Here is a 26,379-nt window from a genome sequence, read left to right on the forward strand (position 1 = left end):
TGCGTATGCGGCACCTCGGGTCTGAACGCCTTGCTCACTCAACCGTTTAGGGTGGGATGACACCCGCTCGCCCCGATCCCGCCCCGCGTGAAAGCGCGCGTGAATGGCTGCCGCGCCGGGTGCTGCTGACCCGCAGCGCGCGCGACTGGCCGCACGCGCGCGCCATCGCCGGACGCGCGGCGGCGCGCGGCGTAGAGGTGATCGAGCTGGCGAACGATCGGCTGTCGCTCGATCTGCCTGACGATCCGCGCCGGGCCTATGCCGCGGCCAAGGCGACGCTCGCGGTGGTCGTCGCGCCCCCCTCCAAGCGCAAGTTCCAGCCGATCGCGCCCAGCGCGGACTGGCGCGTCGATCTTGCCGAGGGCTGCCCGGCGCATTGCGGCTATTGCTACCTCGCCGGCTCGCTGAAAGGCCCGCCGATCACCCGGGTCTATGCCAATCTCGACGAGATCCTCGCCGCCGTGCCCGCCTATCTCGGTCAGGGCACGATCACCTCGCGCAGCACCGCGCGCGCGCACGAAGGCACCACGTTCGAGGCGTCGTGCTATACCGATCCGCTCGCGCTCGAACCGCTGACGGGGTCGCTCTCCACCGCGATCACCTGGTTCGGCAGTTGGCAGGCGGACGCGCAGCTGCGCTTCACCAGCAAGTTCGCCGATGTCACGCCATTGCTCGGCCTCGCCCACAACGGTCGCACGCGGATGCGCGCCTCGCTCAACCCGCGCGCTTTTGCGCGGTTCGAGGGCGGCACCTCACCGGTGGCGGAGCGGCTGCGCGCGCTGCGGCAGATGGCGCAGGCGGGCTATCCGATCGGGCTGACGATCGCGCCGATCATCGCCGCTGACGGCTGGCGCGAGGCATACGCCACGCTGATCGACGATGCCGCCACCGCGCTCGCCGATCTGCCCGCGCTCGACCTGACGGTTGAACTCATCACCCACCGCTACAATCCGGGATCGAAGGCGGTGCTGGAAAGCTGGTATCCCGGCTCGTCGCTCGACATGGGGATGGACCGGCGCACCATCAAACGCACCAAGTTCGGCAGCGAGAAACTCGTGTATGACGCTGCGACGATGCGCGAACTGCGCAGCTTCTTCGAGGAAAAGATCGCCGCCGCGCTGCCGCTCGCGCGGGTGTTGTACTGGACATGACCGTGTTCTTCACCGCCGACACCCATTTCGGCGACCACCGCACCATCAACATCTGGAAACGCCCGTTCGCGAACATCGCCGAGATGGACGCCCTGATCCTGGAGCGCTGGAACGCCACCGTCACGCCTGAGGATGAGGTGTGGCACCTCGGCGATGTCGCGCGGCGCCCGGCGGATGTGGCGGGCTGGCTGGCGCGGCTGAACGGCCGCAAGCACCTGCTGCGCGGCAACAACGATTCCGACACCACGCTCGCCGCAGACGGCTGGGCAAGCGTCGGCGACTATGCCGAGATCGAACTGGACGGGCGCAAGCTCGTGCTGTGCCACTATCCGTTCCGATCGTGGAACGGGCAGCATCGCGGCAGCCTCAACCTGCACGGCCACAGCCACGGCCGCCTGAAACCGATGCCGCGCCAATATGATGTCGGCGTCGACGTTCACGAATACACGCCAGCCACCCTCGCGGCGGTGCTGGCCAGCAAGGACACACAGCATGGCGGATGACAACGGACGCGCGATCCCGAGCGGGCGGCTGTCGCGGCTCGGCCGGTTCGGGCGGATGGCGGGCGGCATCGCCGGCGGCGTGGTGGCGGAGGGCGCGCGCAAGCTGGCGAGCGGCGAACGCCCGCGCATGAGCGACCTGCTGCTCACCCCCGCCAATGCGACGCGGGTGGCGGATCAGCTCGCCCATCTGCGCGGCGCGGCGATGAAGCTTGGCCAGATGATTTCGATGGACGCAGGCGACATGCTCCCGCCGGAACTCACCCGCATCCTGTCGCGGCTGCGCGACAATGCGCACCACATGCCGCCGCAACAGCTCGACAAGGTGCTGATCGCCGAGTGGGGCCGCGACTGGCGGCGGCGCTTCCGGCATTTCCAGGCGCAGCCGGTCGCCGCCGCGTCGATCGGGCAGGTCCACCGCGCCGAACTGCCCGACGGGCGTATCCTCGCGATCAAGGTGCAATATCCCGGTGTGGCGGCTAGCATCGATGCGGATGTCGACAACGTCGCCACGCTGCTGCGCGTCTCCGGGCTGCTCCCGCGCGAGGTCGACATCGCGCCGCTGCTCACCGAGGCGAAGCGGCAGTTGCACGAGGAGGCGGATTACACGCGCGAACGCACCATGCTGGAACGCTACCGCACGCTGATCGGTGACGATCCCGCCTACATCGTCCCCGCTGCCGAGCCCGCGTTCAGCACCCCCAACGTGCTGGCGATGGACTTCATCACCGGCGAACGCATCGAGGCGCTGGAGACACGCGGGCAGGAAGAACGCGACCGCGCCGCGCACGCGCTGATCGCGCTGGTCTTACGCGAACTGTTCGCGTGGGGTACGATGCAGACCGACCCCAACTTCGCCAATTATCGCTGGCAGGCCGACACCGGCAGGCTGGTGCTGCTCGATTTCGGCGCGACCCGCGATATTCTGCCGGAAACCCGCGCCGGCTATCACCGCCTGCTGATGGCCGGGCTCGTTGGCGATCGGGATGCGGTGCGCGACGCGGCGGTGGCGGCGGGGTTCCTCGGGGAACCGGCGGTGACGCGGCACCGCCCGGCGGTCGACCGGATGATCGACGTGATCCTCGGCGAGATGACGCGCGAAGGCCCGTTCGACTTCGGCGACCGCAGCTTCGTCGGCGTGATCCGCGAGGAGGCGCAGGCCATGGCGGAGGATCGCGCGACCTGGCACGTACCCCCTATCGACACGCTGTTCGTGCAGCGCAAGATCAGCGGCACCGCATTGCTGTGCGCGCGGCTCAAGGCCAAGGTCGAGGTGCGCGGAATGATCGAGGCGTATCAGAACGCGTAACGCACCGTGCAATACGGCATCGCCTCGCCCAGCCAGCCGAGGAAGCGGTCGAGCCATTGCCGCTTCCACGCCACCTTGTAGCGCAGGTTGCGCATGCCCGACTGGCTCCACTTGGTTTCCTGGATATCGGGCCGCCACAGCCATTCCTCGGCGCGCGGGTGCCATTGCAGGTTGGTGTCGTGGAGCGCTTCGTTGTGCGTCAGGAAGATCACCTCGCATTTGAGCTGCGCCTTGGCCGCCGGGGAGAGCGTGTCGTTCAGCTCGGCGAACAGCGCCTTCCACTCCGGCTCCCAGTTTTCATGCACGATCACCGGCGAGAAGTTGACGTGCACCTCGTAACCGGCGGCGACGAAATCGTTGATCGCGGCGATCCGCTCGAACACGGGCGAGGTGCGCACGTCGACGATCTTCGCGATCGTCTCGGGCATCAGCGAGAAGCGGATGCGCGTGCAACCCTGCGGATCATAGTCAAGCAGATCGCGGTTGACGTATTTGGTGGCGAACGATCCCTTCGCATTCGGGATGTCCCGAAACGCCGCGACTAGATCGCGCACGTTGTCCGACAGCGCGGCATCCAGCGACAGATCGCCATTCTCGCCAAGATCGTACACCCAATCGACCGGATCGATCGTGTTCGGCTCGGGCTTCACGCCTTGTTTGGCGGCATGACGCGCCAGCGCCCGCGTAATATCGTCGATGTTGACGAAGATGCTGATCGGGTTCGCATAGCCCTTGCGCCGCCCGACGTAACAATAAGCGCACGCCATCGCGCAGCCATTCGAGGAGGACGGCGCGATGAAGTCGGCCGATCGCCCGTTGGGCCGCATCGCCAGCCCCTTTTTCACGCCGAGCACGAGGATTTCGCGCTTCACCCGCAGCCAATCCTCGGCGAGCGCGGGGTCGGAAAGCTGCTCGATCTTCCAGTGGCTCGCCACCTCGACCAGCTCGGCAGCGGGAAAGCGCGCCAGCACCTCGCGCCCACGCGGGTAATCGCGCACGGCGGGTTCGAGGTAGATCAGGCGGGGGTCGATCAGCGTGCGCGGCAGGGCCATGTCGGTTCAACGCGGGCGCCGCCGGCCGGGTCCGCGCGAGCCCTCGCAATCGCCGCGCGGAGATGCGATGGAGCGGGGCATGACGAACACCATCGCGATCATCGGCGGCGGCTTCACCGGTACGCTCGCCGCCATCAACCTGCTCCGCCACGGCGATGCCAAGCTGTTGCTGATCGAACGGCATGCCGCCGCCGGCGAGGGGCTGGCTTACGGCGCGGCGCACCCCGCCCATCTGCTTAACGTGCGCGCCGCCAACATGAGCGCCTTCCCCGACGATCCCGAGCATTTCCGCCGCTGGCTGGCCGCGCGCGACGTGTCGGCCGATCCCAACCCGTTCGTGCCGCGCCTGCGCTACGGCGATTACCTGCGCGATCTGCTGGGCGAAGCGCAGGCGGCGGCGGCGGGGCGGCTGGAGATCGTCCACGGCGACGCGGTCGATGTGGTGCGCGCGGACGGCTGCACCCACGTCACGCTCGCCGACGGGCGTGTCGTCACCGTCGATACCGTCATGCTCGCGGTTGGCAACCTGCCGCCGCACTCGCCACCGGGCATGGGTGATCTGCCTGCCCATCTCTACGCGCCCGATCCGTGGGCGAAGGGTGCGCTGGACGGGCTCGGCAAGGGCGACACGGTGATGGCGCTCGGCACCGGGCTGACCATGGTGGACGTGGTGCTCGCTTTACGCGCGCGCGGTTTCGCCGGGCGGATCGTGGCGATGTCGCGGCGCGGACAGTTGCCGCACCCCCACGCCGCCGCCGGCGCGCCCGCCGATCCGCTGCGCGAACGCCCGCGCGAGACGGGTGCGGCGCTGCTCCGCCGGGTGCGTGCGCGCGCTAACGAGATCGGGTGGCGCCCCGCCATCGACGAGTTGCGCCGCTTCACGCAGGATATGTGGCGCGCCGCCAGCGATGTCGAACGCGCGCGCTTCCTCCGCCACCTGCGGCCGTGGTGGGACATCCACCGCCATCGCATCGCCCCCTCGGTCGCCGATGCGCTGGCGGCGCTGCGCCGCGACGGCACGCTGACGATCTGCGGCGGGCGTATCCTCGGCACCGAGGCGGAGGGTCATTGCCTCGCCGTGTCATGGCGCCCGCGTGGCGAGACGGACGCGCAAACGCTCCGCCCGGCCCGCATCATCAACTGCACCGGCCCGCAGGGCGATCTGCTCCGCGCCGACGAGCCGTTGCTGCGCGCGCTGGTCGCACGCGGCACGATCCGCCCCGATACCCTGCGTATCGGTATCGACGTCGATGCGCAGAGCCGCACGGTCGCCACCGACGGCACCGGCAACGACTGGCTCTATGCGCTTGGGCCCATGACGCGCGGGGAATTTTGGGAGATCGTCGCGGTGCCCGACATCCGCGTGCAGAGCTGGTCGGTCGCGCGCCGCCTGGCCAACGCGCAATGGGTCGGCTGGGAGGGGCTGTAACCGAGCGGCGCGGACTGTGCCCGTCCGACGAAATCCGATTACCGCCAGCCGAGTGCCGGTGCGACGTGCGTCAGAATGGCATCCAGCACATGCGCGTTGTACTCGACGCCAAGCTGGTTGGGCACGGTCAGCAGCACCGTATCCGCCTCCGCGATCCCCTCATCCTCGCGGAGCTGCTTCACCAGCACGTCCGGCTCAGCGGCATAGGAACGGCTGAACACCGCGCGCATCGAATCGATGATGCCGATCTGGTCGCTGCTCTCGCCCCGCCCAAAATAGGCGCGGTCGCGATCGTTCATCAGCGCGAAGATCGAGCGCGAGACGGAAACGCGCGGTTGCCAATCATGCCCGGCCGCCTTCCACGCCTCCCGGTAGAGTCGGATCTGCCGCGCCTGCTGGACGTGGAACGGTTCACCGCTCTCATCCGCCTTCAGGGTGGAGCTTTGCAGGTTCATACCCTTCTGCGCCGCCCACACGGCGGTGGCGTTCGCGCCTGACCCCCACCAGATCCGCTTTCGCAACCCTTCCGAATGCGGTTCCAGCCGCAGCAGGCCGGGCGGATTGGGGAACATCGGGCGCGGATTGGGCCGGGCGAAACCCTTGCCGTCGAGCAGATCGAGGAACACCTCGCCGTGACGGCGGCCCATGTCCGCATCGCTCTCGCCCTCGGCCGGCGCATAGCCGAAATGCCGCCATCCTTCGATCACCTGCTCGGGCGAACCCCGGCTAAGGCCAAGCTGGAGCCGCCCGCCGCTGATGAGATCCGCCGAACCGGCATCCTCCACCATGTAGAACGGGTTTTCGTAACGCATGTCGATCACACCGGTGCCGATCTCGATCCGGCTGGTCTTAGCGCCCACCGCCGCGAGCAGCGGAAACGGCGAGGCGAGTTGCTGCGCGAAATGGTGAACGCGGAAGTACGCACCATCGAGGCCGATCTCCTCCGCCGCAACGGCGAGGTCGATCGATTGCAGCAACACGTCCGAGGCCGAGCGCGTGGCGGAGTGGGGCGATTCGGACCAATGCCCGAACGACAGGAAACCGATGTTTTTCATAAGCGAGGATGTGGTGCCGCCAGTCGGGGCTGTCGACCACGCGTTCGCGAAACGCTCCGTCGCCGCGCGTGCACCGATCGCCCGGCGACTAGCGCCCGGTCAGACGCAGCACGTTCATCAATCCCTCGACGGAATAGGGCTTCCGCAACAGGGTGAAGCCGTGGTCGCTCTCCTCGGCGAGAACGTGGCTGTAGCCGCTGGTCAACACCACTTCGAGATCGGGCCAGCGCGCGGCGATGGTCTGCGCGAGTTCCAGACCGTTGATCCCAGGCATGATGACGTCGGTGAAGACGAGGTCGAACTTGTCCGCTGCCGCTTCGAGCAGGTCTAGCGCGCTTTCGCCATTCGGCGCCCAGGTGACGATCTGGCCGAGCTCCTCCAGCAGTCCGCGCGCGAACTGGCCCACCGCCTCGTTATCCTCGACCAGCAGGACGCGCAGCGTGGTCAGGTCCTGCTCACGCATCTGGCGGGCGGGCGCGGCGGCGGCGATCTGATCCTCGCGAGCGACGGGCAGGTACAAGGTAAAGGCCGCACCCCGGCCCGGCTGGCTCTCCACGTCGATCTCGCCGCCGGACTGTTTGGCGAAACCGTGCACCTGACTGAGCCCGAGCCCGGTGCCTTTGTTGAGCGCCTTGGTGGTGAAGAACGGCTCGAAGATTTGCTTCAGCGTTTCCGGCGCGATGCCGCTGCCGGTGTCCGCCACCCGCACCGCCACGAACCGGCCGGTCGCCGCGCCGTGGCCACGTACCGCCGGCAGCGCGCCGACCAGCCGGCTCGTCACCGACAGCACACCGCCCGCCGGCATCGCATCGCGCGCATTGATGACGAGGTTGAGCACCGCCGTCTCGAACTGGTTGAGGTCGGCGTTGACGACGCCCGCCTGCTTCGCGTCGATGGTGACGCGCACGGTCGAGCCGACGCTGGTTTCGAGCATGGGCAGCATCGCGACGATCCGCTGACCGACGTCGAAGATTTCGGGCTTGAGCGGCTGGCGCCGTGCGAAGGCAAGCAGTTGCGACGTGAGCGCGGCAGCGCGATCGGCCGTGTCGGAGATCGCGTTGAGATACATCTCGCGCTTACCCGGAGTGAGGCCCGGCATCTTGAGCAGGTCTGCGGAGGAGCGGATCACGGTCAGCAGATTGTTGAAATCGTGTGCGACCCCGCCGGTCAGCCGGCCCACCGCTTCCATCTTCTGCGCCTGCGCCATCGCCTCGCGGGCGCGCTCGGTTTCCTGCTGCGCCTGCCAGCGTTCGGTCAGGTCGCGCGTCACCTTGGCGAAACCGACGAGTTCGCCGGATTCGGCGAAGATCGGGTCGATCAGCACGCCGGCGCGGAAGCGCGAGCCGTCCTTGCGCTGGCGCCACGCCTCGACCTCGTACTTGCCCATCTCGCGCGCGACCCGCAGCGCGCGTTCGGGTTCGCCGGCCTGCCGGTCCTCCTCGACGTAGAAGCGCGAGAAATGCTGGCCGACGATCTCGTCGGCGGTGTACCCCTTGATCGCCTCCGCCCCAGGGTTCCAGTTGCTGACATGGCCGAGCGGATCGAGCATGTAGATCGCGTAATCGCGGACGCTGTGGACGAGCAGCCGGAAGCGTTGCTCGCTTTCCAGCAGCGCGCGCTCGGCGGCGCGCTTGTCGGTGATGTCGCGGGTTACCTTGGCGAAGCCGATGAGGGTGCCATTCTCGTCCACCACCGGATCGATGACGACGCTGGTCCAGAATTGCGTGCCATCCTTGCGCACGCGCCATCCCTCGGCCTCGAACGTGCCGGTCGTCCGCGCGATCTCGAGCGCACGCTGCGGCAGACCGCGCGCGCGGTCCTCATCGGTGTAGAATCGGGAGAAATGCTGACCGATGATCTCGTCGGCGCGATAGCCCTTGAAGCGGCCTGCTCCGGCGTTCCAGCTCGCGATATAGCCGTCACGATCGAGCAGGTAGATCGCGTAATCCTTGATCGCGTTAACGAGCAGTTCGAAACGGCGGTCGCCACCGAGATGTTCCAACTGACGGTTCTGATCCACGGACACTTCAACCATTGCTACGCTGCGGGTGAGATACCGGACGCGGACAGGCATGCCAACCGGCAGATCCGTGTTCGCCATATCCTCCACAACGGCGGCAACCGTACGCTCGCGAAAGTCGGCAGCGCGTGCCGCAGCGCCATCCTCGCGTCCCCATGGAACGCAAGCAGACCGATACGGTTGATGACACGAACGAGGAGAATGTCATGGACGAATCCCGAACGTCGGGCAGCAATGCGCGGCCACTGGACGAGACGATTGCCGGCACCGGCCCGGGCATCGCCGACGATGCGCTTGCCCCCGGACAGGACATGCCCGAACCGCCAGGCGATGCCGAAACAGCGGAGATCGCCGACAAGCTCGGTGTGCCGTCGCCGGACGTTTGAGCGTTCGCGTTTGAGGGATGCTGATCGGCGGCGATAACGCGGCGGTCCTTATGGATAGAGGTCGACGACATCCGCCTCCGGCAGCGCCGCCGCAACTAACAGCGAGCGGTGGCACCCGGATGGGTCGCGCTCAAAGCACAACAGCGCGGTCGGTCGTTCTGTCGCCAGGGTGCGCAGCTGCGCCATTTGCGCCAGCGCCTCCGGCAGTTCGAGCTGCCCGGCATACACACTAGCAAGCCGCGCGTGATCGTGCTTACGCGCGGCCTCTCGCCCCTCGGGCGGCGTGCCCAGCGCCTTCAGCCCGATATAGTCGATGCCAGCCTCACGCAGACCGGCCGCCAGCACGTTCTTGGAGAAGCCCGGCCGCCGCGACAGCGGCACGGCGCGCACATCCGCCAGCAGCGTCACCCCGGCGGCGGTCAGCGCCGCGACGAGATCAGCCTGCGCAACACCCTCGTAGCCGATCGTGAAGATGCGCATGCTGTTCGTCCCCATCATGTCGCGTTCGACTACACCTCCCCCGCACGCTTGGGAACCGCGTGGCCGGTGACGCGCTGAACTTGGCTCATGTAGCGGAGGGCAATGTGACAGAACCCGTGGATTGTCTGGTGGTCGGCGGCGGCCCGGCCGGGCTTACCGCCGCGATTTATCTCGCGCGGTTTCACCTGCGGCTGCACGTTGTTGATGCCGGACGAAGCCGCGCGGCTTGGATACCGCGCACGCGCAACCACGCCGGGTACCCCGGCGGCATCGCCGGCACCGACCTCCTCGCTCGGATGCGCGAACAGGCGGCGGAGTTCGGCGCGACGGTTTCGCCCGGCGTCATCGAGACGCTGCGGCGCGATGGGGAGCTGTTCGAGGCGCTGGTCGATGGCACTTGGATCCCCGCGCGGACGGTGCTGCTGGCGACCGGAGTCGTCAACAACCGTCCGCCGATCGCGCCCGATCTGCACGATCTCGCGCTGGCGCGCGGTTTGCTGCGCTATTGCCCGATCTGCGACGGCTACGAGGTCACCGACCAGCGCGTTGGCGTGATCGGCACACACGCCCACGGTGTCAGGGAGGCGGTGTTCATCCGCATGTACACGCGCGACGTGACGCTGATTTCGCCAGATGCGGATCATGCCCTATCGGGCGATGAACGGGCGCGGTTACAGGACCTCGGCATCGCGATCGTTGACGGCCCATGCGCCCCGCTGAGCATCGAGGGGGACGCGATGCTCGTCACCACACCAGGCGGCACTTTGCGCTTCGATTCGGTGTATCCGGCACTCGGTTCGGTCATCCGCTCCGAACTTGCCGTGAGCATCGGCGCGGATGCCGGCCCGGACGGCTGCCTCGTCGTGGACGACCATCAGCGCACCAGTATTACGGGCCTCTACGCGGCCGGGGACGTCGCACGCGGACTCGACCAGATCAGCCACGCGATGGGTGAAGCAGGCGTCGCGGCGACCACGATCCGCAACGATCTCGCCAAGGTGCGGCCGCTCGTCCGCTGACGCGCGATCACAGCCCGACCTTGTCGAGCGCGGACGCCAGTTCCGGGTCGATCTCCACCGATGTCTTGGGCGTGAGGCGGTTGAGTGCCGTCTGCACGCGGGCCTGCGCGACTTGCAGTGTCTTGTGCCGAACCTCCCGCGTGGCGTTCGTACGCCAAGACCGGCTCTCGCCGAGCAATGCCGACCATTTCGCTTCTTCGGACGCCAGTATCGCCAGCGCGAGGCGCAGACCATCACGCCGGCCATGGGCGTAATCGTCAGACATCGGGCACCTCCAGCAAGCGTTCGTGGCGACAAGGTCTAACGCCACAGACGTATGCGCGCCAGAGGCGGGCTTATAGCCTCCGACCTTGTGCTTCTGCGTGCAAATCAATGGTAATGCGGAACTCTACCCGAGGTCAGTCGCTATCATGAGAACGCACACCCCATTGAAAGCAACACGCCATGCCAGGAACCGATATCGCGCAAGACCACGACGCTGACGCACCGCTGTCGCCCGAGAACGCGGGGCAATCGAGCACCGATCCGGCCGAAGGATCGGATGAGACGCCCGCTCCGACCAAAGACAGCCCACAGGGTTGAAATCACACGGGGGAGGCGGTCTCTCTCCACGATGAGAAAGCTCGGCCAACGGCGGCTGAGGTATCGTCGGTCCTTTGCATGGTAGACGCTCCGCGCAGCTGTACGGATCACCGCTCCCGGACCGGCAGTTGAGCCACCGAGTTGCAGGGACGGTCGATCGTGTTTCGCCACCCGGCGCGGGACTGTTTGATCGCACCATCGTTCTTGCAGCGTTCATCCGTTACGCGCTAAGCGCGCTGCGACGGACTATCTGGACACGACGATGACTTTGCGTGCGATCCTTGGCTGGGGCCTGCTGGCTGGACTGGCGCTGGGCATGGCCGGTTGCGCTACGACGCCGGTGGCGCCACCGCCACCGCCGATCGTCGTGAAGCTGCCGCCGCCACCGCCGCCGATGCCGATAGGCGGCTACCTCGGCATGAAGATCCCGCCCAAACTGGCGAACGGCACCTACGGCACGCCCAATATCAACAACACCGACTCGGCCGCCGTGTGGCACCTGCGCAATGCGCTGAATGTCGCCGCGCTGGGCTGCGATCGCGCGGGCGGCGGTGTCGTGCAGCCTTACAACACGTGGATCACGACGCACGCCGCCGTGCTCGACCATGTGTTGCAAACGTACCTGAAGGAATGGCAGGCCCCCGGCTGGGCGGACTGGCGGCGGGTGTACGACGATAACCAGACCCGGATTTACAATTTCTACAGTCAACCGACGATGCGGTTGGAGTTTTGCGCGGTCGCGCGCTTAGAAATCGCTCAGGTCGGTCAAGTCACGGATGCCGATCTGCCAACCTTCGCCCGTGCGGCCCTGCTGCGATTGGATAAGCCATTCGTCGCTTTCTACGCGGCATTCGATACCTGGCGCGATCACTATAAACCGGCGCAGGCAGTTGCCGGCACCACCGATACGCCGGTCGCGGCGCCGGCACCAGCGCCGATGGTGACGCTGGACGGGACTGGCGGGGCCACGCCGGAGGCCGCGCCGCCATCCGTTCCCACGCCTGACGCAGCTCCGATCGCGGTTGCGACCCCTTCGCCTTCGGTGACGACGTCCGCTACGGCGCCGGTCGCGGGTGCCGAAACGCCGGTAGTCAAAGCCCCCTGACGCGGCGCGCCCTCGTCACGCAGGATGTTGGGCAGAGACAACGACAAGCAAGCGTCCGATGACTTTCTCGGCGGATCCGTAAGCGACCCTTTCTGAAGGTATCGCTCCTAGTTGGGCGCACCGGATGGTTGACCAAGCCGATACTGCCCCGCCTCCTGAATGACGGGAGGCGGGCGCGGCACCGACGGGAGCGTTTCCGCTCCGTCCAGCCCACGGCCGCTCACACCGGACGCAGCGATCTTCGGTCCTGAAGCGACGGCGACGTCGATCCGATCCAGCACGACATCGCGCATGTTGGCGAGAGTGATGCCACGACCGGACATGCCGGCAAAGTCGCGCATCACGAAGCGGTTCAGCGGTTTGTCCGGATGGATATCGACCGCTTCGACCAGCACGGGAACATGCTTTACCCGCACACGCTCGAAAACAAGGTTTCGCACCGTCGGGATACCTGCCGGTCCTGGAACCGGGAACGGATCCTGTTTTCCGCTGTCGAGCAAGTTCAGGCGCAGGAAGCCGCCGCCGGCGCCCGCTACATCGAGATCGCGCATCGTTATGTCTTCGATGAACGCGCCGCGACCCGGTCGGCTTTTGATATATATGCTGAAGGTATATGCGGAAACGAAGGTACACCGCTCGACCAGAACGCGGCGGATGCCGCCGGAGGTCTCGCTGCCGATGCCGATGCAGGCCCAGCGGCGGTCGCGGAACGTACAACCGGTGATCGTCACGTCCTCGGTCGGCCGGGCGAGCATCGCGCCTTCCATGCCCCGACCGGATTTGAGCGAAATGCAATCATCGGCTGTGTCGAAATCGCATCCGCGCACCTCCACGCGCTGGCAGGAATCCAGATCGATCCCGTCGGCGCCGCCTTTGATCGTCAGCCCGCTGAAGGTCGCATCGGTGCAATAGACCGGGTGGATTGACCACATGTCGTTCTGTTCGGTGACGAGATCCCGCACCTCCAGTCCATGCACGGCAACGAACTCCAGCAGTGCCGGGTTGCGCAGCCCTGATGGTGCCATGCGCCCGGGGATCGCGCGCGATCCGACGATCCGGCCATCGCCGCTGAGCACGATGCCGCGCGCGTCTTGCGCCCACACCAGGCCGACATGGCCCGGCACCCATCTCCCCTCCCATCGTACCTGTACGATCGGGTAATCGGCCACATCGGCAGACCCCTGCAACGTCGCGCCTGCTTCGATCCGCAGTTCCGTATTTGAGCCTATCCGCACCGCGCCGGTCAGGAACGTGCCCCCCGCCAGAGCCACCACGCCGCCGCCGAACACCGCGCACCGGTCGAGCGCCTGCTGGATTGCCGCCGTATCCTTGGTGATGCCATCGCCGGTCGCGCCAAACGCCCGTGGATCCAGCCGCACACCCGTGTGCGGCTTGCGCCGACGCTGCGGCAACGTAGGCGCGGCCCGGCCGACGTGTCGCGCACCGACCGCTGCGGGCATGACCGCAGCGGCGAGCGCCGTCATTCCGCCGATGGAAAGAAGCGAACGGCGTTCTATCATCATAACGACCCCATAGCTTTCACGCAGATGCGGCGTACCCTCAGGTCACAGACGCAGGTTACCTCAGGGGAACTGCCGCGCCTGCGGTGACAGGACAAAATGGAGGGGCAGCTGGCGCCGCCCCTCCAGTGGGGAGATCAGGTCAGAACTTCACGCCTACGCCGAAGTAGATCTGGCGGCCGGTATGCGTGTTGATGAACGGGCTGTTGCGGTCGGACCCCTGGTACTGGTCGACCGCTGCGTCGGTCAGGTTGAGACCCTGCACGGTGATCTTGACGATGCTGTTGAGCTGATACGACAGGTTGGCGTCGATCGTGGTGATCTTGCTTTGCCCGTTCACATCATTGCCGGTGTTGCCGCCGGGCACGCTGACGAGGAAGCCGCCGCGATACGCGATCGAGCCGCGGATCGAGAATCGGCCGTCGTCGAAATAGGCGGTGGCATTGGCGGCGTTCTTGGACAGACCGACCAGTGCGGCGGTGGTGGTGAGGATCGGCACGCCGCCCGCACTCGTCAGGATGTAATTGATCTTCGAGGTGACGTGCGTGTAGTTCGCGAGCACACCGAAATGGTTGAGCCAATCCGGCAGGAAATTGAACGGCAACGCCGTCTGCGCGTTGATTTCAAAGCCTTTGAGCGGACCACCCGGCGTATTGAACGGCCGGCGCGAGGTGAAGATGTCGCTCGTCACCGTGGTGGAATTGGCGAGCAGCGCGGGATCGAGGCCAAGCTGATCGAACGGCAGATCCTGCTGGAGCGTCTGGATGTAGGTGCTGATCTTCTTGTAGAAGAACGCACCCGACAGCAACGCGTCGCGGGTGGGATACCATTCGACCGCGAGATCGAGCGTCTTGGCCTTGATCGGATCGAGATCGGGATTGCCGACCGATACGCTGCGGGCGCCGGTCACGGTGATCGATCCGCCGGGCGTCAGATTGCCAAGGTCGGGCCGTGCGATCACCTGCGACGCGCCAAGGCGGAAGATCAGCTTGCTGGTCGGCGAGTACGCAAGATTCAGCGAGGGCAGCCAATTGTCGTAGCTGCGCTTCGCCGTCACCAGCACCGGCGCCGAACCGACAAGCTGATAGCCGTTCGAGGATTGATCGGTCACGACATAGCGCACGCCGACATCCCCGCGCAGCGGGAAGCCGAACAGCGTATCGCCGTCGAACTCGACCTGCCCGTAGCCGGACTTATCGTCCTCCGTTACGCCGCGAATGTTGCCGCGCGCGCTGCTGTTTGTGACGCCGGTCTGCGTGAAAGTGCCAGTGTTCGAGAAGATGTCGAACACCTTGACGAACTTGCCGACATCAGGCGTGACCCAGGAGGTCGGCGTCGGCGAGGGCACCTTGAAGCCTTCGCCGAAGCCGGTCAGGACGCGCGTCAGATCGGCGACGGTCGTGCCCGCCGGCAGCGCCGGCACGAGCAGCGAATTGGCGGCGCGCGAGGTGGCGAAGGATTTAAATTCGAAACGCTTGTACGATGCGCCTAGCTTCAGGTTGAGCCCCTCGACGAGCTTCATATTGCTTTGAAACTGCGCGTTCTTGAAGGTGTTGACCGAACTGCTGGTGCTGAGCCGGATTTCGGACGTGTTGTTGATGAAGCCGAAGTTGCTCGGATTGGTGACGTCGAAGCCGTAGTTGAGGATCGGGTGGCGGCTGTCCTGCCGATAGTCCCAGCTGTAATTCTGGCTGTTTGGACGGTCGATCGTCAACGTCGTGTCGATCGGCACCTCAAGGTCGGATTTGGAATATCCGATCGCACCCGTCACCGTCCACCAGCTCGTCAGATCCTGCTTGCCGTTCAGCGTATACTGTTGAAACTTTGTGGTAAAATCGGTGTACCGCGTTTCCGAACGGATGTCGACATTGTCGAACACGCCATACACGAGGTCACCCGCGCCGTTCACCTCCGCCTGGCGCACCGCCGTCTGCGGCTTGCCGTTATTCGACAGCGCGCGGCTGAACGAGAATGCTTCGATGAAGTTCTCCTCCCGCGTCGCGTGATAGTTCGAGTAGAGCGCGTCAAAGGTGAGCAAGGTGTGGCTGCTCGGTTGCCACTGGATTGAACCGGTCAGGCCCAGCCGCTTCTGATCGTGCGTCAGCCGGCCATAGCGTGGCAGCCGTGGCGCATGGACGTTCGCACCGCCGCCGGCGGCGACGGTGTTATAGGCTGCGACGTTTCCCGGCGTATTGGCCGGGCGGGCGACGCCGGTCGAACAGGAGGTCGCGGTCGTGCCGGTCGACGCCGACAGCGGCGGGTTGGTCGGCGCGTAGCCGACCGGTGCGCAATAGCCACCATTGGTGCCGGTGGTATCGAAGCCGACCGAGCCCGCGCCGTCTTCATATTTACGGCTGCGCGAGTAGGCGGCGGACGCAAGGATGCCGACGGTGCCATTGAACAATTTAGTGGTGAACAGGCCGGCGAGTCGCGGGTCCACCGCCTTGCGCAGATCGTTGTAATTGCCCTGCACCGATGCCGCGAACGTCGTCTTCTTGTAATCGAGCGGGTGCGCGGTCTGAAGATCGACGGTCGCGCCCAGCGAGCCTTCGTCGACCTCCGCCGACTGCGTCTTGCGCACCGTGATCGAGCTGAACAGTTCCGATGCAAACACGTTGAAGTCGAAGCCGCGACCACGGTTCGCACCACCCGAACTGTCCGTGGAGGTCGTGGTGCTCAGCGCCTCCATCCCGTTGATGCGGATACGCGTGAATTGCGCACCCAGACCGCGCACGGTGATGCTGCGGCCTTCGCCGGCATCGCGCGCGATCGACACGCCGGGAACGCGCTGGATCGATTCCGCAAGGTTGTTGTCCGGGAACTTGGCGATGTCCTCCGCCTTGATGACGTCGATCGCGCCGATCGCCTCGCGCTTCGCATTGATGGCCGAGGCAAGGCTGGCACGGAAACCGGTGACGATGATGTCTTCGGGGTTCGCCACCGGATCGCCCTTCTGCGACGTTGCCGTCTGGCTGTCGTTCTCGACCGAGGCCGGTTGGGGTGCCGACGGTGTGGTCCCGGGCCCCGGCGGTGCCGTTTGCGCGGACGCGGCACCTGCCGCCAACGCGATGACCGACGAACAAAGCGCAAGCTTGGTGATCTGTGCTTTCATGGGTTCCCCTCTCGTTTTTATCCGGCGGGCCTGTTCGGCTTCTGACCGGATCGTTTAATGATCTTCATGGTATCTTGCGGCGGCGAGATTTCAGGTCGGTTCGTCACTGCCGTTGGGCGTGGCGCCTACCAGTCTGCACGACAGCCGAACGGTGCCGCCGAACGTGACGGTCGCCTTGGCGCCCACCGCCGCCTCGTGAACGCCGGTGACCGCTCCGGTCGAGATGAGCATCCCGGCGCTCAGCGGCAGGCTGCGTTCGGCTGCGGTTTCCAGCAGGAAGCGGACCGCGCCGATCGGGCCGTCCATCATCGCCGCGGCCGTTCCCGTGCCGACCTCTTCGTCGTTCAGGCTGACCGATACCGGTGCCGTTTCATACCCCGATGCCCGCCAGTCGTGGATTTCCGGGCCCAACACCAGACCGGCATTGTTGCCGAAATCGGATATCGTCACGGCGGAACCGTCCGTGTTTATGCTCGCCAGCGGCGAACTGGCGATCTCGATCCCGTAATATAGATGCGTGACCAGCGCGGCGGCTTCCGCGTGCGTGAAGCTTGTCTTGCCGGCTGGCACGCTGCCGATCTCTGCGACATATTCCGCCTCGACCGCTGCGAAGCCGCCACAGAATACCGGCATGTCGACGGTTGCATCACCGATCGCGACCACCACCTGTCGCTTGAAGATCGGCCCGGCAAGCCGCACCGCACCCAGCGCGGGAACCTGATCGGGCGGGATCCTGCCGACCTTCCATCCGGCTACGTGATCGGGCCAGTTCGCTACGGCGTGCGCCTGAATGGCGTAAGCGGTGTCAAGATCGGTGGGACGTACCCCCGGATAGTCCGAGATCGCACGGGCGTCTTGGCGCGCGGTGACGAAGGCTTGCGCTATTGCCTGCTCGCTGCTCAACAAAGTGAACACCCCTCCTCTCCGAGTTATCCATCGAGACGAAATCGGAACGAGCATGCAGGTGCCCCGTCCGGACCATGCCGAACGCTGCCTTTCCTAAACACCCTCTCCCGAACGACCGCAGATCGCTTCGCTCTTTTCTAACGATCCTGTTACTTTCACGTTTTGGCACCGGTGTCATCAGATTTTTTCACCTCCATATTCATCACGTCACTTTGGCTCAGCAGCCAACATGCGGTGCTGAAGCGACGCCGGGCGCGCTGCCAAATCGGCGTTGAAGCCGCACGGCCTTCACCTTTCGGGTCGCAGCCGTTGCGATCTTCTGGCAGGCGCTGCCGGAGTCCATCATCCAGTCGGAAAATTGCATGAAAAAGGTTCTCGGCGGCCTCGCCAGTGTGGCCGCCCTGGCAAGCTGCACGCCTCTCACACAAAGGGAAACGACAGCCGATTACGTCATCTCTCGCAGCAGGCATGTCACCATCAAATCCGACGTGACGCGCAGCGGCGGGTTGGTGATTGCAATACGGCATGGCTCGTCGCTGCTCATCGCGCCTTCGCCAGTGAGCCTGGAGTTAGCCCGGCAACCGTTCGGCGCTTTGACCTTGCTCAGCCGGTCGCGCATCCCCGCCGGAGCGAGCGACTGTGCGCAGGGAATCATGACCGCGCGCGAACGCAGCGGTTTGCAGCGAGAAATCCGGCTGGAGACGCGCGCCTGCGATGATGGCGCCGCGTTCAGGCTTATCATTCCGCCACAGCGCACGATCCCGCTGATCAAGCTCGCCTCTGAGCAGACCCGTTTCGTAGTGCCACGCAACGATCAATGCCTCGGCGTCCGGCATAAGAAATACTTTAACAGTCATGAGGGTGACGAGGTTGTCGTACAAGCTCGGGATATTGCGCCAGGCGAACTCTACGACCTTCCGCTCACCTGCGTCACCGGTCGCGGCGGAGAGATTTATGCCCTCACCGAAAGCAACATCGAGAATTACTCGGCTGCATATCTGACCGGCATCAGGGATCGTAGCGCGATCGCCGTTCGTCTCACGCCGCGCCCCGACAACGATGCCGTGTCTGTGAAGATCGCGATGCCGCGCCAAGGGTTCGCCACGCCGTGGCGCGTGGTGATGATCGCGGATCGGCCGGAACAGATGATTGCCAACCGGCTCGTAGACAGGCTGGCTGCACCGTCCCGCATTAGTGATACAGGATGGGTAAAGCCGGGCAAGGCAGCCTGGGGCTGGTGGTCGGGACTGCTCGCGCCAGACGTGCCCAACGCCGGTCACAACATGCCAACGTATCGGCGCTACATCGACTTCGCCGCGCGGATGCATCTGCCATATTATCTGATAGACGAAGGCTGGGCGGCCAAGTCAGACCCGAACACGCCCGCCGACGTGACCGCGTCGGCCGCAGGGATCGATATACCCGAGCTTGTGCGGTACGCCGCCCAGCGGCACGTTCGCCTGATACTATGGGCCGACTGGAATTCGGTGAAGGATCGGGTGGAGCCCGTGCTCACGCAGTGGCAGCGCTGGGGCATCGCCGGCATGAAGGCGGACTTCATCTACCGGCAGGACCAGGACGTCGTCGCCTTTTACCATCGCTTGCTCGCAAGCGCCGCGCGGCATCACCTCCTGGTCGATCTGCACGCCGCGTTCGTGCCGCGTGGTCTGGACCGTACGTATCCCAATTACATCACGCAGGAAGGCGTGATGGGCAACGAATACAACCGCTGGAGCCGTGATGTTACGGCCGGCTACAACGTGCGCACCGCGTATTCGCGCGCCACGATCGGCCCAATGGATTATACCCCCGGTGGATTTCGCAACGTAACACCGGCAGAATTCCGATACCGCGCGCCGGCGCCTGAAGTCATGACCACCCGCGCGCATCAACTCGCCTTGTTTGTGGTCTTTCCCAGCCCGCTGATGGTGCTGGCCGATGCGCCCGTCGCCTACCACACCTCGAATGGCAATTGGGCGCCGGGCGTTGATTTTCTGCAAGAGGTGCCGACCGTCTGGGACGAGACGCGCGGTATCGCTGGCGCGTTCGGCGAATGGATCGCGGTTGCGAGACGCCACGGCAAAAACTGGTACGTGGGCATGATCACGAATGAACATGGCCGCACGGTTTCGTTGCCACTGACGTTTCTTGGCACAGGCAAGTGGCGCGTGCAGGCTTGGGTCGACGGGAAGGCTCCTGTCGCGATCGACCGACGTACGGGCATCCTCTCTGCCGATGGCAACCTCATCGTGCCGCTGGCGCCGAGTGGCGGTGCGGTCCTGACGTTGGTTCGCGATCGCTGAAGCGAGATTACCGGACGCGGCGGACTGCTTGGTGCAGACGCGCTGGTCCGGCGTTTTTGCCGCGGTACGGATCGGCAATGCGTCCTTGAACTATCGACGTTCAGCCTCTTGGCGAGCGGTAAAGAAAACGGGGCCGAAAGAAAATCTTTCGGCCCCGTCCAACCGCCTTAAACGATCGCTCGTCTCGGTCGGCTTGGGATATGACTGGCTAGATACCACTCGAGCAGCAAGCGCTGTTCCGTGAGTTGAGCGTTTCCAAGGGTCAGTGGATGCTCTGCGTCCACGTGTACCCGGCTGTCGCCCGAAGTGGCCGCCACGCTGATATCAGAGCTTGTCCTTCAGCCCCTTGGCGGGCGTGAATGCCACCTTTTTCGATGCCGCGATGGTGATCGCCTCACCGTTTGACGGATTGCGGCCCTGACGCTCCGGACGATCCTTCACGGCAAACTTGCCGAACCCCGGGATGGAGACTTCCTCTCCTTTCGCTGCGGCATTCGCGATCTGGTCGAATACGGCCGTGATCGCCTTTTTCGCGTCAGCGTCGGTCGAGCCAGTCGCCTCTGCGACGCCTTTGGTCAGATCGGCGATGTTCATGATCTTCGTACTCCCTTTCGAAAAACTGGCGGGACTTTACCGATAGCCGGTGCTTACGCAATCGACGTGGTGATCGGCGTAGTCCGTTTCCGTCCCAAATGACGCCAGAATACCGAATAGCCTGCACAAATCGTGAAGTTAGCGCCTATGGGGATATGCCCTCTCCGATTTTCCGGTTCCCTTCGCGCTTCCGCCGCCTCGACGAAATTCTCGCCGACCTGCCGATCGACGATCCGCTGCTGCTGACCGAACTCGACGGCTATCTTACCGCGGTCGCGGTCTGCCCGGAACGAATGGTGGTGGACGAATGGCTGCCGCCAATCTGGGGCGGTGCCTATGGCGAGGGCGCGCCGTTTGAGGATCCTCTCGACGTGCGGCTGTTCGCCGACATGGTGCAGGCGCGCCTGGATGAAATCCTGCGCGATTTGGCGCGCGGCAGGCATCAGCCGATCCTGGATGTCGATCCGCGTAACGGCGAGCCGTTGTGGGAAGAATGGATCGGCGGCTTTGCGATGGCGATGGAGGTGCGGCCGCAAAGCTGGTCGGCGGCGCAGGGCGATGCTGCCGCCGCGCTGGCCGATCTGCGCACGCTGATCGCGGTGGCCAGCGATGCCGCCACGCTGACCGCCGACGAGATCAACGCCATTTGCGACACCGCGCCGGCGCGTATCCCGGCCGACGTGCTGCGGTTGTTCGCAAGGGACGGGCGTGACGCAGCGGCGGCGCCCGCAGCCTCCGCCAAGCCCGGCCGCAACGATCCCTGCGCTTGCGGATCGGGCAAGAAGTTCAAGCGCTGTTGCGGCTGAACCCGCACACGCTGGCACCATAAGCGTCCAGCAAGCCGGCTACCCAGCCGCCCGCGTAGAAGATCGGCACCGGCAGCACCTTGCCCGCGACACCGGTCGGCCGCCACACGTCGAGGGTCTGGTCAAGGTTGCCGAAGCCAAGATCATGGCCCGGTCGCGCGGCGTACAGTGTCAACGCGTCTGCATCAGCGCTTCGCGGTTGCGCTCGCCATAGCGCCGCCGATCGGACGGGCGGCCGAAAAAGCGGGGCGGGGAATGGTCGGGCGACGGCCGGCCATCGCCATGCTGAGCTTGGCCGCGCCGGTCGGGCTCATCGCCGCGAGGATGGCGGCGGTCGATCGTTCGCGCATGCGCTTGGCGACCATCACCTGCACGTCCAGATCGAGCTGTTCGAACACCGCCGCCGCCTTGGCCGGCTTCATCGCGCCGTAGATCGTCGCGAGCGAATCGATTTCGCTGGGTGCTGCGGGCGTCGCGTGCGCCGGCGCCTGCTGTTGCGGCGCCGCAGCGGCGGCATCCTGCTGCTGCTTCGCCTTCAGCGAGGCCTGGATTCGGTTCTCGGTCGCCTTGACTATCTGTTCGCGCAGTTGCAGCTCGCGCGATTGCTGCGCGGCGGCGGCATTGCGCTGCTGGATATCCTGCGCGATCGATGCGCCCAACCGGCTGACCGGCTGCGCGACGGCGCTCGCTTCGGGCGAGGCCACGGCGTCCATGCCGTTGGCAAACGCGCCGACCGCGGCGGCGCCGGCGGTCAGCATGAGGAGGAGCGGGCGGCGCGCCATTATGCTGCCTCCGCCTGAGCTTCGGCCCTGAGTTGGGTAGCGCGGGCAGTGCGGCCGAGTGGTCCCGACAGCACCGCGCGCAGTTCGGCAAGGCTGGCGGCGATGTCGTCCTTGCTCATCGGCTTGGCGGGTGAACGTGGCGCGCGGGCAGGTGGCTCGCTTGCCAGCGGCGTGACTGGCTGCGGCTTGGGCTCTGGAAACAGATCGTCGAGCAGCGGCTCTGGGGTGCGCTCGATCGGGCTTGGCGCAGGGTCTTCGAAGGACGCCCGTGTCCCGGCGTCGGCAGCGGGGCGGCTGGAATCGCTCAGCCGTTCAGCCATCGAATTGGCGATCTCGATCATCATCTTCAGCTCGTCGCGAATCTCTCGGCCCTCCAGCACCAGCTTCACGCTGCCGGCGAAATCGCCTTCCAGCGTATGCTTCAGGCTGGACAGCACGGCGCGCGCCTGCGCGGTGGATTCGTCGAGCGCGGCGACGACGCTGCCCATCTGATCGTTGCCGACCGCCTTGAGGCTGCGCATCATCCGCACGCTCTGCACCAGCACGGCGAGGCACAGGATCGTCGTCACGATATTGGCGAACAGGGGAAAGCTCATTTCTTCTTCCTCGGGGCGATGCCGGTGAGCAGGCTGACGGCGATGTTGTTGCGGCGCTGGCCGACCTGCCCCAGTGCGAGGCCGACGCCGCCGCACTGGATCTCCAGCGGCTGGTCGGGAACGGCGTCGAGCGCGATGGTCTGGCCGACCTTGAAAGTGCGCACCTCGTCGAGCCGCAGCGTGCGTTCGCCGAGCACGACTTCGAGGGTGATGTCGGCGCGGCGCAGTTCCTGGTCCATATGGCTCTGCCAGATGTTCTCGCGGCCGACCTGCTCGCCCATGAAGCGCTGGATCAATTTGGCGCGCACCGGCTCCAGCGTGGCGTAGGGGAACAGCAGTTGGAACTTGCCGCCGCGTCCGTCGATATCGACGCGGAAGGTGGCGACCGCCGCGACGTTGCTTGGCCGGGCGATCGCGGCGAAGCGCGGGTTGGTCTCGATCCGCTCCAGCGTAGGATCGATCGGGGCGATCGGCTCGAACGCGGTGGCGAACTCGTCGAGCGCTAGGTTCATCATGCGGGTGACGAGATTGGTCTCGATCGTGGTGAAGTCGCGCCCGTCGATCATCAGCGCAGGGCTGCCGCGCCGCCCGCCGAGCAGCGCATCGACGGTGGCGTAGATCAGGCTCGAATCCACGGTCATGATGCCGTAATTCTGCCAAGCGTCGACCCGCACCACCGCGATCATCGCCGGCAGCGGCAGGCGTTCCATAAAGTCGCCGAACCGCACCGACGTAATGTCTTCGAGACTGACGTCGATCGCGTCGGAGGTGAGGCTGCGCAGGCTCGACGAAAACGAGCGCACCATCTTTTCGCACACGACCTCGAGCATCGGCAGCCGTTCGTGGCTGATGATGCGCGATTCGACGACGGCGCGAAGCCCGGCGCGGCGCTCCTGTTCTACCGGCACGTCGCCGAACAGAGCGTCGATGCCGGCCTGGTCGAACGGCGCGAGTTCGACCGGTGCCTCAGGCGCGGCGAACTCCTCCATATCGAGATCGACCGCGTCGCTCATTGCTGGACGAGATCCTGGATCAGCACGTCCTCGACCTTGCCCGTGCCCATCACGTCGGACGCGCGGGTGAGCAGTTCCTCCTTGATGCGGAACACGGCGGCGGCACCGGCGAGATCCTCCGGGCGCAGTTCGCGCAGGAACGGCTGATAGGCGTCGATGATCGCGGGCAGCTTGCCCTTCACCGCTTCACCCGCCGCCGCCGTCTTGGGCACCAGCATGAAGTGGATCTTCAGGTAACGCTGGTCGCCGCCGGCGGTACGCAGGTTGACGACCATCGCGGGAACGTCGACCAGCGCCGTTTCGGCGCCTTCGCCGTGTTCGGACGACGCAGCTTCGGCCGGGGCGGCATCGGCCTCATGGCTGTTGGCCGATGCGGTGCCGAGCATGAAATACGCGCCACCGCCACCACCGGCGAGCAGCACCGCTGCCGCCGCACCGATGATGACGAGCTTCTTCTTGCCCTTCTTGGGGGCTTCTGCTGGCGCGCCGTCTTCCTCCTCGGGCGCGGCGGTAATCTTCTCCATCTTGGACATCGCTTGGGCAGCCCCCTGGGTTCGATCCGAATTTTCGTGGACGCCGACACCGCCGACGCTCGTTTCTCGTCTATTATAGGATGGAGGTCGGCAAAATTTTCCGGCCTGCACATTTTTCAGGACGGCGTGGATGGACATCTCAAGCTACGTGCTGCTCAGCCAGGAACAGGCGCTGAAGCGGCGGCTCGACGTGGTTTCCAACAATATGGCGAACACCAGCACCGCCGGATTCCGGCGCGAGCAGCCGGTGTTCCACGAACAGGTCGAGAATACGCGCGAGGCGAGCGTGGACGATGCCAAGCCGGTGTCGTTCGTGCTCGATTACCGCCCGGTGCACGACACCACCAGCGGCGCGTTCGAACAGACCGGCAACCCGCTCGACGCGGCGATCAACGGCCCGGGCTATTTCGCGGTGCAGGCGGCGGACGGCACCACCGCCTATACCCGCGCGGGCTATGTGCGGGTGTCGGACAGCGGCGATCTGGTCACGTCTGCGGGTCAGAAGCTGCTCGACGAGGGGGGGTCGCCGATCAACATACCGGCCGAACAGGTCGGCGAGCTGGCGATGGCCAAGGACGGCACGATCTCGACCAAAACCGGCGATATCGGCCGGCTCGCGGTGACGGTGTTCGACGACGAGGCCAGCGTCACGCCGCGCGGCGACGGGCTGATGGCGGCGCAGAACGGCCGCGTGCTGCCCGCCAGCGAGACCAGCCTGCGCACCGGCGGCATCGAGCAATCCAACGTCTCGCCGATCATCGAGACGACCAACATGATCGATATCCTGCGGTCCTATCAGAACAGCATCCGCATGTCCGAAAGCATGAGCGACCTGCGCAAGACCGCGATCGGCCGGCTCAGCCGGATCAGCTAAGATTTAAGGAGAAACACCCATGCGTTCCCTCTCGATCGCTGCGACGGGCATGCTCGCGCAGCAGACCAACGTCGATGTGATCTCTAACAACATCGCCAACATGAGCACCACCGGCTTCAAGCGGCAGCGCGCCGAGTTTCAGGATCTGCTCTACGAACAGGTGCAGCGGCCGGGTGCTGCCAGCGGCGGCACCGAGGCGAAGACCGCGGTCGGCATCCAGATCGGTTCGGGCGTGCGCACCGGCGGCGTGTACCGCGTGGCGCAGCAGGGCGCGATGAACCAGACCGACAATCGCTATGATATCGCCATCCAGGGCCACGGCTTCCTGCAGGTCACTTTGCCGTCGGGCGACACTGCCTACACCCGCGACGGCACGCTGCAAGTGTCCGATCAGGGCGAGCTGGTGACCACCGACGGGCTGCCGGTGCAGCCCGGCATCACCATCCCGCAGGGCACGGTCGACGTGACCATCTCCAAGACTGGCGAAGTGCAGGTCAAGACCGCCGGCAATGCGCAGATGCAGACGGTCGGCCAGCTCGAACTCGCCACCTTCGTCAACGAGGCGGGGCTGGAGGCGACCGGCGACAACCGCTTCATCGAGACGAGCGCCTCGGGTCAGCCGACCGTGGCGGCGCCGGGCGAACCGGGCTTCGGCACGGTGATGCAGGGCTTCGTCGAAGCATCCAACGTCAACCCCGTCAGCGAGATCACCGCGCTCATCACCGCGCAGCGGGCGTATGAGATGAACAGCCGGGTGGTGAAGACCGCCGATGAAATGCTCTCCACCACGAGCCAGTTGCGGTGAGCGCGCGGCACCTCCTCGCCGCGCTGGCGCTGGTCGCCACGCCTGCGCTCGCGCAGGTTGCGCCGACCGCCGAGGCGGATGTGCTCGCCCGCCCGGTCGGGCGCGGCGAAGCGTTTTCACAAGCCGATTTCGAACGCGGCACGCTGCCCGCCGCACAGGCGCGCGGTGCACTGCGGGCGAGCGATGCGGTGGGCCGCGAGGCGACGCGCGCGCTGGCGGCGGGGTCGCCGGTGCGGCTGACCGATACGCTGCCGGTGCAGCTGGTGCGGCGCGGCGAGCCGGTGTCGATCCTGGTGCACAGCGGCGCGCTGACCATCACCGCGCCCGGCCGTGCATTGTCCGGCGGCGGGATGGGCGATGCGGTGCGGGTGTTCAGCAACGCCACCGGACGCACGCTCGACGCGGTGGTGTCGGGCACCGGCAAGGTTCTGTTCGCGGCTTCGTGAG

General features: G+C 65.8%; 27 protein-coding genes. 13 read left to right on the plus strand and 14 right to left on the minus strand.

Features of this window, described 5'->3' with window-relative positions:
- The first annotated feature begins 56 nt into the window (after positions 1 to 56).
- Genes OXR00_RS17675 through OXR00_RS17685 form a run of 3 tightly spaced genes read left to right on the plus strand, consistent with a single transcriptional unit; the run spans position 57 to position 2,960 of the window.
- Positions 57 to 1,151: a spore photoproduct lyase family protein gene (locus OXR00_RS17675; protein WP_267389547.1), complete on the plus strand. Its 1,095-nt coding sequence runs from the start codon at positions 57 to 59 to the stop codon at positions 1,149 to 1,151.
- Positions 1,148 to 1,654, plus strand: a complete 507-nt coding sequence (locus OXR00_RS17680; protein WP_267389548.1) for a metallophosphoesterase family protein — start codon at positions 1,148 to 1,150, stop codon at positions 1,652 to 1,654. Before OXR00_RS17675 ends, OXR00_RS17680 begins: the two co-directional genes overlap by 4 nt.
- A complete protein-coding gene (locus OXR00_RS17685) occupies positions 1,644 to 2,960 on the plus strand; it encodes an AarF/ABC1/UbiB kinase family protein (RefSeq protein WP_267389549.1) in 1,317 nt (438 codons plus the stop codon). Before OXR00_RS17680 ends, OXR00_RS17685 begins: the two co-directional genes overlap by 11 nt.
- On the opposite strand, the gene OXR00_RS17690 is transcribed toward OXR00_RS17685, so the two are convergent.
- Positions 2,948 to 4,012: a spore photoproduct lyase family protein gene (locus tag OXR00_RS17690; protein ID WP_267389550.1), complete on the minus strand. Its 1,065-nt coding sequence runs from the start codon at positions 4,010 to 4,012 to the stop codon at positions 2,948 to 2,950. The two genes, OXR00_RS17685 and OXR00_RS17690, sit on opposite strands and share 13 nt — an antisense overlap.
- Positions 4,013 to 4,091: 79 nt before the next feature.
- On the opposite strand from OXR00_RS17690, the gene OXR00_RS17695 reads away from it, so the two are divergent.
- On the plus strand, positions 4,092 to 5,441 hold the full coding sequence (locus OXR00_RS17695; RefSeq protein WP_267389551.1) for an FAD/NAD(P)-binding protein: 1,350 nt from the start codon (positions 4,092 to 4,094) through the stop codon (positions 5,439 to 5,441).
- Between the two features lie 38 nt (positions 5,442 to 5,479).
- Here OXR00_RS17695 and OXR00_RS17700 read toward each other — a convergent pair whose 3' ends face one another.
- On the minus strand, positions 5,480 to 6,496 hold the full coding sequence (locus OXR00_RS17700) for an LLM class flavin-dependent oxidoreductase (protein ID WP_267389552.1): 1,017 nt from the start codon (positions 6,494 to 6,496) through the stop codon (positions 5,480 to 5,482).
- Positions 6,497 to 6,584: 88 nt separating this feature from the next.
- Positions 6,585 to 8,597 (minus strand): PAS domain-containing sensor histidine kinase, encoded by a 2,013-nt coding sequence (locus OXR00_RS17705; RefSeq protein WP_267389553.1) that lies wholly within the window; start codon positions 8,595 to 8,597, stop codon positions 6,585 to 6,587.
- 125 nt (positions 8,598 to 8,722) lie between these two features.
- Between OXR00_RS17705 and OXR00_RS17710 the strand changes: the two genes are divergently transcribed.
- Positions 8,723 to 8,902 (plus strand): hypothetical protein, encoded by a 180-nt coding sequence (locus OXR00_RS17710; protein WP_267389554.1) that lies wholly within the window; start codon positions 8,723 to 8,725, stop codon positions 8,900 to 8,902.
- A 48-nt stretch (positions 8,903 to 8,950) separates the two neighbouring features.
- Here the strand turns inward: OXR00_RS17710 and OXR00_RS17715 are convergent, their stop codons facing one another.
- The gene (locus OXR00_RS17715; protein WP_267389555.1) at positions 8,951 to 9,382 is read right to left on the minus strand and encodes a DUF488 domain-containing protein; all 432 of its coding nucleotides are present in this window, start codon (positions 9,380 to 9,382) and stop codon (positions 8,951 to 8,953) included.
- Positions 9,383 to 9,486: 104 nt separating this feature from the next.
- Here OXR00_RS17715 and OXR00_RS17720 point away from each other — a divergent pair, with 104 nt between their 5' ends.
- On the plus strand, positions 9,487 to 10,401 hold the full coding sequence (locus OXR00_RS17720) for an NAD(P)/FAD-dependent oxidoreductase (protein WP_267389556.1): 915 nt from the start codon (positions 9,487 to 9,489) through the stop codon (positions 10,399 to 10,401).
- 7 nt (positions 10,402 to 10,408) lie between these two features.
- Here the strand turns inward: OXR00_RS17720 and OXR00_RS17725 are convergent, their stop codons facing one another.
- Positions 10,409 to 10,666: a hypothetical protein gene (locus OXR00_RS17725; protein WP_267389557.1), complete on the minus strand. Its 258-nt coding sequence runs from the start codon at positions 10,664 to 10,666 to the stop codon at positions 10,409 to 10,411.
- 179 nt (positions 10,667 to 10,845) lie between these two features.
- Between OXR00_RS17725 and OXR00_RS17730 the strand changes: the two genes are divergently transcribed.
- A complete protein-coding gene (locus OXR00_RS17730; protein WP_267389558.1) occupies positions 10,846 to 10,983 on the plus strand; it encodes a hypothetical protein in 138 nt (45 codons plus the stop codon).
- 418 nt (positions 10,984 to 11,401) lie between these two features.
- A complete protein-coding gene (locus OXR00_RS17735) occupies positions 11,402 to 12,088 on the plus strand; it encodes a hypothetical protein (protein WP_267389559.1) in 687 nt (228 codons plus the stop codon).
- 107 nt (positions 12,089 to 12,195) lie between these two features.
- On the opposite strand, the gene OXR00_RS17740 is transcribed toward OXR00_RS17735, so the two are convergent.
- The 3 genes from OXR00_RS17740 to OXR00_RS17750 all read right to left on the minus strand — a co-directional run bounded on the left by OXR00_RS17740 (position 12,196) and on the right by OXR00_RS17750 (position 17,635).
- Complete coding sequence (locus OXR00_RS17740) at positions 12,196 to 13,611, minus strand: glycosyl hydrolase family 28 protein (RefSeq protein WP_267389561.1); 1,416 nt, start codon at positions 13,609 to 13,611, stop codon at positions 12,196 to 12,198.
- A gap of 139 nt (positions 13,612 to 13,750) precedes the next feature.
- Entirely contained in the window at positions 13,751 to 16,720 is a 2,970-nt protein-coding gene (locus OXR00_RS17745) for a TonB-dependent receptor (RefSeq protein ID WP_267389563.1), read from the minus strand.
- A 90-nt stretch (positions 16,721 to 16,810) separates the two neighbouring features.
- Positions 16,811 to 17,635 (minus strand): fumarylacetoacetate hydrolase family protein, encoded by an 825-nt coding sequence (locus OXR00_RS17750; RefSeq protein WP_267389564.1) that lies wholly within the window; start codon positions 17,633 to 17,635, stop codon positions 16,811 to 16,813.
- Positions 17,636 to 17,988: 353 nt separating this feature from the next.
- On the opposite strand from OXR00_RS17750, the gene OXR00_RS17755 reads away from it, so the two are divergent.
- Positions 17,989 to 19,929: a glycoside hydrolase family 97 protein gene (locus OXR00_RS17755; protein ID WP_267389565.1), complete on the plus strand. Its 1,941-nt coding sequence runs from the start codon at positions 17,989 to 17,991 to the stop codon at positions 19,927 to 19,929.
- 324 nt (positions 19,930 to 20,253) lie between these two features.
- On the opposite strand, the gene OXR00_RS17760 is transcribed toward OXR00_RS17755, so the two are convergent.
- Complete coding sequence (locus tag OXR00_RS17760; protein WP_242148385.1) at positions 20,254 to 20,523, minus strand: HU family DNA-binding protein; 270 nt, start codon at positions 20,521 to 20,523, stop codon at positions 20,254 to 20,256.
- A gap of 155 nt (positions 20,524 to 20,678) precedes the next feature.
- Here OXR00_RS17760 and OXR00_RS17765 point away from each other — a divergent pair, with 155 nt between their 5' ends.
- On the plus strand, positions 20,679 to 21,329 hold the full coding sequence (locus OXR00_RS17765) for a UPF0149 family protein (RefSeq protein ID WP_267389566.1): 651 nt from the start codon (positions 20,679 to 20,681) through the stop codon (positions 21,327 to 21,329).
- Here the strand turns inward: OXR00_RS17765 and OXR00_RS17770 are convergent.
- Genes OXR00_RS17770 through OXR00_RS17790 form a run of 5 tightly spaced genes read right to left on the minus strand, consistent with a single transcriptional unit; the run spans position 21,310 to position 24,244 of the window.
- Positions 21,310 to 21,504, minus strand: coding sequence for a hypothetical protein (locus OXR00_RS17770; RefSeq protein ID WP_267389567.1), 195 nt, complete (start codon positions 21,502 to 21,504; stop codon positions 21,310 to 21,312). The two genes, OXR00_RS17765 and OXR00_RS17770, sit on opposite strands and share 20 nt — an antisense overlap.
- A 10-nt stretch (positions 21,505 to 21,514) precedes the next feature.
- On the minus strand, positions 21,515 to 22,111 hold the full coding sequence (locus OXR00_RS17775; protein WP_267389568.1) for a hypothetical protein: 597 nt from the start codon (positions 22,109 to 22,111) through the stop codon (positions 21,515 to 21,517).
- Entirely contained in the window at positions 22,111 to 22,707 is a 597-nt protein-coding gene (locus OXR00_RS17780; protein WP_267389569.1) for a DUF6468 domain-containing protein, read from the minus strand. The genes OXR00_RS17775 and OXR00_RS17780 overlap by 1 nt, the downstream gene beginning before the upstream one ends.
- Positions 22,704 to 23,720: a flagellar motor switch protein FliM gene (fliM, locus tag OXR00_RS17785; protein ID WP_267389570.1), complete on the minus strand. Its 1,017-nt coding sequence runs from the start codon at positions 23,718 to 23,720 to the stop codon at positions 22,704 to 22,706. The genes OXR00_RS17780 and fliM overlap by 4 nt, the downstream gene beginning before the upstream one ends.
- A complete protein-coding gene (locus tag OXR00_RS17790; protein WP_346732013.1) occupies positions 23,717 to 24,244 on the minus strand; it encodes a flagellar basal body-associated FliL family protein in 528 nt (175 codons plus the stop codon). Before OXR00_RS17790 ends, fliM begins: the two co-directional genes overlap by 4 nt.
- 139 nt (positions 24,245 to 24,383) lie before the next feature.
- Between OXR00_RS17790 and OXR00_RS17795 the strand changes: the two genes are divergently transcribed.
- From OXR00_RS17795 to flgA, 3 genes are read left to right on the plus strand one after another with little or no spacing between them, the layout of a single operon-like run.
- Positions 24,384 to 25,127, plus strand: a complete 744-nt coding sequence (locus OXR00_RS17795; protein WP_242148398.1) for a flagellar hook-basal body complex protein — start codon at positions 24,384 to 24,386, stop codon at positions 25,125 to 25,127.
- A gap of 19 nt (positions 25,128 to 25,146) precedes the next feature.
- Positions 25,147 to 25,932 carry a flagellar basal-body rod protein FlgG gene (flgG, locus tag OXR00_RS17800; RefSeq protein ID WP_242148400.1) on the plus strand — a complete coding sequence of 262 codons (786 nt, stop codon included), beginning with the start codon at positions 25,147 to 25,149 and terminating at the stop codon, positions 25,930 to 25,932.
- Entirely contained in the window at positions 25,929 to 26,378 is a 450-nt protein-coding gene (gene flgA, locus OXR00_RS17805) for a flagellar basal body P-ring formation chaperone FlgA (RefSeq protein ID WP_267389572.1), read from the plus strand. The genes flgG and flgA overlap by 4 nt, the downstream gene beginning before the upstream one ends.
- Position 26,379 lies beyond the last annotated feature (1 nt).

The sequence above is a fragment of the Sphingomonas sp. GC_Shp_3 genome, from assembly GCF_026540945.1.
Lineage (GTDB): Bacteria > Pseudomonadota > Alphaproteobacteria > Sphingomonadales > Sphingomonadaceae > Sphingomonas.